We start from the raw sequence: 2,555 nt of genomic DNA, 5'->3' as shown, positions 1-2,555 counted from the left end.
CATTATCAACTTATTAATGAATAAAATGAAAAAAGACAAACATATAAAAGTGCTATTTCACTTGGAACAAGATGAAGATGGCTATCCACCATTTTCTATTGAAGGTTTGTGGTGCAAAAAGGCAAGTAATGATACCTATATTGTCGATAATGTGCCATTCTATACCTATGGAATCAGTTTGGGGGATGAGATATGTGTTACAGAAGAAGATGGCGAATATCATTTTCAATCCATAGTGAATCCCTCTGGAAATAGCACATTGAGGGTACATTTTAACGATAAACGTATGCAGATGGTCAGAGACAAACTACTTGATATGGGATGCAAGGTAGAGATTTCTAATCTCTCTTCATTCGTATCCATAAATGTACCACAAGAAGTTTCCTTAAAAGTGGTCGAAGATGTTCTGACCAATATGCAAAAAGAATGTGATAGTTTGGCTTATGAACATGGTGTTGTCAGACAAAATATAAGTTGATAACAAACAGCAGATCGACTGAATAAGCGGAACGCTGCCGAACATTATCGTTGTCAACATTAGAATAAAAAAAATGAAAACAATAGAAGATATGAAACTTGAATTATTGAGTGATAACTCAAATAAGTTCATGCAGACTCTAATAGATTATGACATAAAAAGTAAAGACAAATATGGCAGTAATCTACTTCATTATTATATAATGAACTATGATAGTATTGTACATCCAGCAGGTGTGATTATATCCGAATTTATAAAAAAAGGATTGGATATAAATGATAAAAGAAAAGACGGACGGACTGCATTATATCTTTCTGTTCAGTGTCAGCTACAAGATATTTTTGAAATACTCCTGAATAGCAATGCAGATTTGGATATACAAAATGTAAATGGGAATACTCCTTTATGGGAAGCCGTTATGCGATACCGTGGAGATGGCTTCTTTATCGAACAACTTTTGAAAAATGGGGCTAATCCCGATATAAAAAATAACTATGGAGTATCTCCTAAATCATTGGCAAGAACTATCGCAAATTATGATGTAAGAAGATTCTTTAACAACGATAACAAACAGCAAACCGACTGAACAAGCGGCACGCTGCCAAACATTAATCGCTGAGAAAAATATGAATAATTGGATTGAAACATCAGGAAGCCCATTTGTCATTGTTGAGCAACAATATGCCCATCAATGGAAGGGTCAAGAAAACTACAATGCTATATGTAGCGTAACAGATTACTTGGGGAAAATCTATATAGACAATCATGTCTTATTGGTAATGGGAGATGAACCGATGGCTACACGCATAGTAAATAAAGATGGAGCAATTTTAATAATTCGTTGGAAGTATGCTCCCGATTATCTAACGGTGGAAAAACTTCTGGAGAATGATATAGTAACTGGGGCAGAACCGATAGAAGAAGTTGAAGTAAAATGGGATTCTACTGAATTAGTCCTATTTGATTCTTTGTCTCCCTATTGTGAAGCGTCGGTTAAAGTTTTTTTATCATTACAAAAAACATCTTGTATAATAAAAACTTATCTTTATCAAAAAGACGAAGTATCTTTAATAATACATTCAATCCAATAAAGACGATTAACAAGCGGCTCAACCTCCCCTTAAAGGTCGGTTAGCCACCAAACATTACAGCTATGGATATAACGAATAGAATTATTGTCGCCTTACTGGAACGAATGAAAAGTAGAAACAAGAACTTTTCATTATCAAGACCTAAGTTTCATCGGTTGTTTCAAATAAATCCCGATGGCTACTTATGGTATGGCGAGAAACTGGAGCGGCATTTACTTAACAAATATGGAGAATCGGCTGATACATTGAAATATCTTGATATATATTATTTCATTTCCAATATTGTGCGGTTGTATTACATGCCTAAAAATTCAAATTCGGAGGAAAACGAGTTTGGAAAGCTATACGCTTATGGCTCCATAATAGGGTTACACCGTTGTCATATTCCAGATAAGCGAATATATCTGAACCGATTGTTAAATACTTTACTGTTCTGTTGTCCGACTTCTGAAGAATATATCCGTAGATTCCGCTGGCAAAAAAACGGTATATATTACAAATCGCAGGATGTGGAAGTTCTTATTGCCGATACATTTACAGAAATACGGGAATCGGACAAACAATCAGAATCCATTGAAATAGTTGAGTCAATAGTCAATGAGACATACCGTTATCTGGTAGGCTCAAATACGGGGCTTCCATTTGTCCGTTCGGAAACTTTATTGCACTACAACCTGAACCCATCTGATTATATGTGGCTATATCAGCACGATAAGGAATTGTTTTATACTTGTCTTGATGCAGCAGCATTACAGTCGGAGATTTTCAGTTACAAGTCATTTGTGTACAATTTCAACCTGTATATTCTAAAAGACGCAAATATATTGGATGAATTGTCCAGATATTCCAAATGTTATGAAGCCGTTTTAGAACTGCTTTTCAAATCCGATTCAATTATGCAGAACTCTGTTATTCGGCAAATCAAATTATGTAGAAATGAAGATACCATTAAACAGAATAACAGATTGGATGCTATTAACAAATGG

4 protein-coding genes are annotated in these 2,555 nt (G+C 34.8%); all 4 read left to right on the top strand.

All coding sequences use genetic code 11. The features are described from left to right. Positions 1–478 (top strand): DUF4265 domain-containing protein (locus DWZ47_RS30120; protein WP_233525138.1); only part of this gene is annotated, 478 nt, incomplete at its 5' end. 73 nt (positions 479–551) lie between these two features. Continuing rightward, complete coding sequence (locus tag DWZ47_RS30115; protein ID WP_008763874.1) at positions 552–1,064, top strand: ankyrin repeat domain-containing protein; 513 nt, start codon at positions 552–554, stop codon at positions 1,062–1,064. 40 nt (positions 1,065–1,104) lie between these two features. Next, positions 1,105–1,569, top strand: coding sequence for an Imm21 family immunity protein (locus DWZ47_RS30110; protein ID WP_004295263.1), 465 nt, complete (start codon positions 1,105–1,107; stop codon positions 1,567–1,569). 62 nt (positions 1,570–1,631) lie between these two features. Then, a partial coding sequence (locus tag DWZ47_RS30105) for a hypothetical protein (protein ID WP_117515671.1) occupies positions 1,632–2,555 on the top strand: 924 nt, incomplete at its 3' end.

The organism is Bacteroides sp. AF32-8BH (assembly GCF_003435205.1).
GTDB lineage: Bacteria > Bacteroidota > Bacteroidia > Bacteroidales > Bacteroidaceae > Bacteroides > Bacteroides ovatus.
Note: the sequence above shows the minus strand (reverse complement) of the source record. Positions and strands in the feature narration are given on the sequence as shown.